Origin of the sequence: Microcoleus sp. Pol12B5 (assembly GCF_036701335.1) — a bacterium.
In the GTDB taxonomy this organism is placed as follows: domain Bacteria; phylum Cyanobacteriota; class Cyanobacteriia; order Cyanobacteriales; family Microcoleaceae; genus Microcoleus.
The window spans coordinates 44,427-50,821 of record NZ_JAUBQQ010000040.1 but is presented as its reverse complement, the minus strand read 5'-3'; the positions used below and the strand labels follow the sequence as shown (position 1 = coordinate 50,821).

Sequence of the window (6,395 nt, the reverse complement as noted above, 5' to 3'; positions counted from 1 at the left end):
GGTAGAATCTTGGTATCATTATTTTTTTGGATAGGCAAGCGTGTAACAACTCTGCTGCCTATCTTTTTTTACCACAATTTGGCTCAATCCTTACTAACTATGGGTTTGGGGCGGGTCGTCACCCCCCCAGGCCCAAATAACAGATAAGCTTGGTAAAAAACCCGTCTCTCTCACGGGGTGCTTAATTCTGTATGTCGCCAGAAAATCCCAATCTCAAAATTTCTATTATCATTCCAGTCTTAAACGAAGCACCTACAATTGCCCCAGTCATCTCCACCGCCCGAAAGGCCAAAAATGTCGAAATAATTGTCGCCGACGGCGGCAGCAGGGACGGTACTGCAGATATCGCAAAATCTTTGGGCGTCCGAGTTATCTCCACCGCCCCAGGCCGTGCCACCCAAATGAATGCAGGTGCCGCCGCTGCTACTGGAGATATGCTGCTGTTTCTCCACGCAGACACTATTTTGCCTAGCGGGTACGACGATAGCGCGCGTCGGGTACTAGCTAATCCCTGTACGCTAGCGGGGGCCTTTGAACTCAAGATTGACGCCCGCAGTCTCAGCCTCCGGTTGGTAGAAACAGGGGTAAACTGGCGATCGAACTTTCTGCAAATGCCCTACGGCGACCAAGCTATTTTCCTCCACGCAGTTACCTTTGACAAAATTGGCGGTTTTCCCGACTTGCCACTGATGGAAGACTTTGAATTTGTGCGCCGATTGAAAAAACAAGGCCGCATTGAAATAGTACCCCAGCCAGTGCTGACCTCCGCCCGTCGCTGGCAACAGCTTGGGGTTCTCCAAACCACCGCCATTAATCAAATAGTAATCATCGCTTATTTCCTGGGAGTGTCGCCCGATCGACTCGCTTTCTGGTATAAGAGGCAAAAGAAAAATTCTTCCAAAAACTAAAGAATAGTGAACTTTTCTAAAGCTCGCCGTTAATTATGTAAATAGGAAACACGTCCCTGCGTAAAATATGACTTGAACGCCTCAACTTTTTAAACTGCGAGGACAAACAGAATATGGCCGATCCCAGAGATGCAGAGCTTATTAAACCCTTTAACGGCGACCCGTTCACGGGTCATCTAGCAACTCCCATCAGTGCTTCTGATTTCACAAAAGCATTCATTGGGAACTTGCCCGTCTACCGCAAAGGACTCTCGCCCCTAATTCGAGGCCTAGAAATTGGTTTGGCACACGGTTATTTCCTCGTCGGCCCCGAAATCGTCTTCGGCCCCCTGCGGGATTATCCAGAAGCAGCTAATCTCGGAGGATTATATACAGCCCTCGTCTTAGTTCTGCTTGGCACACTAGGTATGTCTGCTTACGGTTTAGTCTCTTTCAAACAAGACAACACCAGCTACCCTAGCGCTAATCCCATGACCCCTGATTCCCTCAGAAATGCTGAAGGCTGGAGCCAGTTTACCGGTGGTTTCTTCATTGGTGGAATGGGTGGTGTCTTTGTTGCCTACTTCTTACTCGAAAACTTTAACGGCGTTGATGCCATTTTCCGGGGCTTAGTCAACAATTAGGCTTGACCCCCAAATATCCCTGTTGGAACACACTAACTTTAGTTTGGAGAATTTGATATGACAGGTTCCTACGCTGCCTCTTTCTTGCCTTGGATTTTGATTCCCCTAATTACCTGGGTGATGCCGGTGGTGGTAATGGGTTTGTTGTTTATCTACATTGAAAGCGACGCCTAATCCTTACCCCTAAAGTAAGACTTAAGTTGGAAAGCCGAAGTAAGACGATGGATGAACAATTGCTCTGAAATTTCTAGATAAATCTAGAGAAAATCAGCAAAAATTGTTTTGAGATTGCTGGCTATCAGAAAACTTAGTTTCTTTACCCCCATCCCCAGAATTGATCTGTGGAGCAATCTTTCAGTTTTCTTCCTTCAAAACTCGTAATTGCAAAAAAATCCTCTGTCGGCAGGCAGAGGATTTTTTTGCAAAGAAGACAAATCATCCCCTCAGAGCACACAAATTGCCCAATTCTAAGCCACAATTGTTATGGAAACCTACTAATGAGGAGACAGCGATGCAATTTTCCCCCGCACGCCGCATCTTAGCTCCATTCCTGATCTCGGTACTGCTGTTAGTGACCGCCTGCGGTCAAACCCAAGCCCCCTCCCGCTGGGACAAAGCCCAGCAGGAAAGCACCCAAAAACCTGGTAAAGCACAGCAGACAACTGCTGATAAATCAAGTGCGAGTAATCAAAACCTGCCCAAGAAGGCAGTGGCAGGCGGTAAGTTAAATAAATACTTCCCGGCTTCTGGCGGTGGATTCGATCGCGTTTTTGCTCAAGAAAAATCCGGTTTTGCTGAAGCTAAGCTGAACAAAGACGGAAAAAATGTCGCGGTTCTCTCGATTAACGACATCGCCGGCAACCCTAGCGCAGGTGCAAAATTTAAGCAAAGTACCAAGCAAATTGCCGGCTATCCCGCCATTAATCAGGGTGCTAATATCACCGCTGTTTTAGTGGCAAATCGCTATCAGGTGAAAGTTCAATCTCGCAATCCCTCTTTTACCGCCAGCGAGCGCGAAGCTTGGCTGTCAAAATTTAACCTCGGTGGTCTCGCCCGCGTCAAGTAGCAATGTCTCTTGTCACACTCCGCGCCTGACTCCAGTCTGGCGCTATCAAAACTAAGTTTGCCACAAATAGAGTGTGAAGTTTTTGCCATCTTCCAAAAGTAATATCTTTGATTTTCGTTCCAGCAAAAGGAGTTTTTTGTGAGCAAAACAGTCTTTGAATTAGTCGATCAACTGCCTCAAGACAACATGACTGTCAAAGCCCTGCGAGCGCTTGACTTTGTGGTTCCCGGTGAGTGGAACAATTTAGTTGGCTTTGAAAATACCATTCGCACCGTTACTGGCGAAACAGATGAAGAACTGATTCAGCAAATTGGCGAGCGCGCCATCTACCTCTACAACGATAAATCAGAGGGCTACCAGCGCGCTCTCTGGCTCTACCAAACTATTGACAACGCCGACAAGGCTTTGGGTACTGCCGCCCTCGCTAACAAAGTTGCGGAAAATGTGCCGTTTTTGTCCATGCTAGGCAATCTCACTCCCAAGCCGGAAAAAGCTCAAACGATCGACCTTTCTCTGAAATTAGTGACTGAGTTGCTCGCTTTTTGCCAAATCAACGGCATTCCAGGCGACAGCATCGGCGATTTTGCCGCATCCTTGGGCGACTACGGCGGCGAATCCCTGATGCGGATGGCTGCTTTGGTTTGCTTTGATGGTTTGATTCCTTTGGGCCCAGACTTTATCATGGCAACTCAGTCTTGGATTCAGAGACTCTCCCCCAGCGATTTGCAAGATAATTCGGCCTTTAAGTCGATCGGTGGCATGATTCCAGGGGGCTCTCCCGCAGGCCAACTCGGCTTTATCGGCGAAAGCTTTAACTCGGTTTCCGGCTGGATGAGCTCTTTTGTGAGCGATCGAGGTTTGACTCCCCAAAACGTACTTGGCCACTTGCAGAGTTTTGTGGAAATTTCTGCTGACAAGGTGGACTACGTGGGCGCATTCCTCGACATGACTACCAACTACTACGAACACACCGGTGTTCAAACTCTAGCCCGCCGTTTGATTGAACGAGCTGTCGCTGAGATTTAGAATAACCAAAGGAGTTGTGATATTGGCGGTCGATCGCCCTGTGAGAGTGTTTTCAGTTCAAATTTTTTTGACTAGCCATTCTCTCAGGTTGGTTTGCGATAAAATGTGTGCCCTCAAGAAAGTCGATCGCCCGCTTGCTCAACTCCCAACTCCTTACCGAATCACTTTTAACAGGAAGCGTTAATGTCAGAAGAACCGAAAAATCCTACCGCTGGCGAATCGGAAACTCCCAGTGCGTCGATCGAGAACGCCCCGAGTTCCGACACTGCCGAGACAACCGACTTTCCCAGCACTGACCAGCCTCCAGCGGCTGCTAAAAAGCCCGCAGCCAAGGCCGAAGGCGACAAGCCCCCAGCTAAAGCTAAAAAGGAAAAAGCACCTGCTGTTGAAGACAAGCCCTTTGCGGAATTTATTCAACAAGATTATTTGCCCGCTTTGCAAACTGCTTTGACTAAGCAGGGCGTTAAGGATTTAGAGGTGAGTTTTACCAAGCAAAAATTTCCCGTTTTTGGCATGAGTTCCGCCGGGGATTGCTGGCAGGTAATTGGTAAATTCCAAGAAGGAGAGCGCCAATTTAACCTATATTTTCCTCAAGAAAATATTCAAAGTCAAAGAGCATTTTCCTGCGCGGAAAATAAGACCAAAACCAGCACTTTAGAGCCTTTTTTGATAGATGAGCGCAAGGTAACACTAGACCTCATGGTGTTTGGCGTCGTCCAGCGACTTAACGCTCAAAAATGGTTAAATCTTAATTAGTCAATAGTCATTAGTCATTAGTTATTAGTCGTTAGTGGCTTGTCTTCGGGGACGTACTAATGAGTGTCAGGGCGGGTTAATTGTAATATAAACTTTACCCCTCGCCCCATCTCTAATTTTGCCCCAACTGACTCAGAAGTGAGAAATCATAGCTAATGACTAATGACTATTGACTAATGACAGATTTTCTTCGGATTTAGTCAAAAAATTGCGAGCTTGCATAATCCCGTAAAGGTTAACATCCGTTTCTAACAAACAAGCGTGACCGCTGTTAGCCAGCACCACCATTTCAGCTTTGGGAATTACCTTGACTAAAAGCTTCGCTTCTACTAGGGAAGGCAGCAGCCGATCTGCACCGCTAGCAATTACTAGCGTCGGCTGTTTGATGCCGCGCAACTGATTTTCGTCAACATTAAACGATCGCACTAACGCCAATCTCCACACAGACGTATTTTGCGGTACTGCTTGCATCGCTTCTAGCAAAGCTCGTCGATCGTCGCGCCCAATCTTTCCTAATGATGCTAATATCGGCAATAAACCGATTACCGACAGCGGATAAAGGTTTGCCGGCAGCCACTGAGTCAGGTACGATCCCCACTGCACCCAAGGCTGCTGTCGAAACGAAGAAGCTGGATTGACTAATATTAATCGATCGCACAATTGAGGAGCTTCTAAAACAGTTTTCATCGCTAAACAGCCCCCAAATGACTCGCCACACAGATAAACCGGCCGCTTCGGCTTTCCCGCTTGCTTTTCTGCTTCAATTAAGGCAATTGTTTCGCTAACCAGTACCTCCCAACTAGCCATGTCGTCAGCCGGTACAGTTAAGCAGCGAATGTCGAAATGATTTGCTAATTTAGCAATTTGCGGTCTCAGTAGCAAACCACTGCCATCCATACCGGGCAGAAATACAAATAAAGGGCGCTCTGGTTTTGGCGGTTTGGGAGTTAGGAAACGAACCTTGTTGTTAGCATTTGCCATGATTCAAGTCAATCGATTTTAGATTTTAGATTTTAGATTGGAAATCTGACACCAGACCACAGTCAACAGTCAACAGCCAACAGTCAACAAACTTACAAACAACCTCGTTGGAGTAATTGTGCAATTTCTCCCTGACAGTGGTTTGTGAGTTCAGCCACAACTGCTTTGGCTTTTTTGCCTCGATATTGCTGCTGTCTCTCGACAGTAATCCAGTAAGGCTGGCCGATTAAAACATTAACTCGCTGATAAATTATCACAGGATGCCACCCAGAGCGATCGAACAGCGGTTCCGAAGGATCAAACAAACTCAACAACTTGAGCGGTACACCCGATCTTACCGAGTGTTCCTCAAAAGAACTAATGGCCACCGGCAAAACCGCCAAATCCCGCACCGGCGCCCGCAAAGCCAAATGAGCAAATCCTCGCTGAAACTTCCCCACAGTATTGGGTCCAGTCAGCTTCACCATCGGTTCTGCACCCTCTGGAAACACCCCCACCATCTCCCCGCTTTGCAGCAGCGCTGTCGCTTGAGAGAAAAAATGCTGCTGTCGGTGCTCTGGTGCTTCCAAGGGGAAAGCGCCGAAAGTCGTGACTACTTCCCTCATCAGCGGAACTTGACCCATGTAATGATGACAAGCAAAGCGGATCGATCGACCCAAAGCCGCCGTCAGCAGCACAGGATCTAAGAAACTGCGGTGATTGCTCACCACCAGCACCGGACTCTCTTGGGGAATCCGGTCTTCCCGGAACACAAACGTCTGCGTTCCCAAACCAGCCAGGAAACAGCGCGAAATCAGCAATTTGCTCTCTGAAGACATGGGCGAAAAGACAGGTGCGACGCTATAAAGGTTGATTCCATTCCCACGCAGCTTAACATTACTTTACCAAGTCGGGGATCCCTCAAAAAGTAGACTTTCCCATCTACCTGGGCTTTATAGTTCAGGACGCATGGGATAGTCAGACACTGAGTTTTTTCAATAAAAATTGCATTCGCTCCTTGAATACCGATCGAAAAAACCCAGCTTCTTTGGTATA

The 6,395-nt window shown here is 47.5% G+C and carries 8 protein-coding genes; 6 read left to right on the top strand and 2 right to left on the bottom strand.

Features of this window, described 5'->3' with window-relative positions:
• The first annotated feature begins 191 nt into the window (after positions 1-191).
• The 6 genes from QUA24_RS17320 to QUA24_RS17295 all read left to right on the top strand — a co-directional run bounded on the left by QUA24_RS17320 (position 192) and on the right by QUA24_RS17295 (position 4,379).
• Positions 192-908, top strand: coding sequence for a TIGR04283 family arsenosugar biosynthesis glycosyltransferase (locus tag QUA24_RS17320; RefSeq protein ID WP_333230915.1), 717 nt, complete (start codon positions 192-194; stop codon positions 906-908).
• 113 nt (positions 909-1,021) lie between these two features.
• A complete protein-coding gene (locus tag QUA24_RS17315; RefSeq protein WP_333230914.1) occupies positions 1,022-1,531 on the top strand; it encodes a photosystem I reaction center protein subunit XI in 510 nt (169 codons plus the stop codon).
• Positions 1,532-1,588: 57 nt separating this feature from the next.
• Complete coding sequence (locus QUA24_RS17310) at positions 1,589-1,705, top strand: photosystem I reaction center subunit VIII (RefSeq protein WP_333042098.1); 117 nt, start codon at positions 1,589-1,591, stop codon at positions 1,703-1,705.
• Between the two features lie 337 nt (positions 1,706-2,042).
• Positions 2,043-2,597, top strand: a complete 555-nt coding sequence (locus QUA24_RS17305; protein ID WP_333230913.1) for a hypothetical protein — start codon at positions 2,043-2,045, stop codon at positions 2,595-2,597.
• Between the two features lie 138 nt (positions 2,598-2,735).
• A complete protein-coding gene (locus QUA24_RS17300) occupies positions 2,736-3,623 on the top strand; it encodes a hypothetical protein (protein WP_333230912.1) in 888 nt (295 codons plus the stop codon).
• Positions 3,624-3,806: 183 nt separating this feature from the next.
• Positions 3,807-4,379, top strand: coding sequence for a DUF2996 domain-containing protein (locus QUA24_RS17295; protein WP_333230911.1), 573 nt, complete (start codon positions 3,807-3,809; stop codon positions 4,377-4,379).
• A gap of 159 nt (positions 4,380-4,538) precedes the next feature.
• Here the strand turns inward: QUA24_RS17295 and QUA24_RS17290 are convergent, their stop codons facing one another.
• Complete coding sequence (locus QUA24_RS17290; protein ID WP_333230910.1) at positions 4,539-5,360, bottom strand: alpha/beta hydrolase; 822 nt, start codon at positions 5,358-5,360, stop codon at positions 4,539-4,541.
• Positions 5,361-5,452: 92 nt separating this feature from the next.
• On the bottom strand, positions 5,453-6,178 hold the full coding sequence (locus QUA24_RS17285) for a lysophospholipid acyltransferase family protein (RefSeq protein ID WP_333230909.1): 726 nt from the start codon (positions 6,176-6,178) through the stop codon (positions 5,453-5,455).
• Positions 6,179-6,395 lie beyond the last annotated feature (217 nt).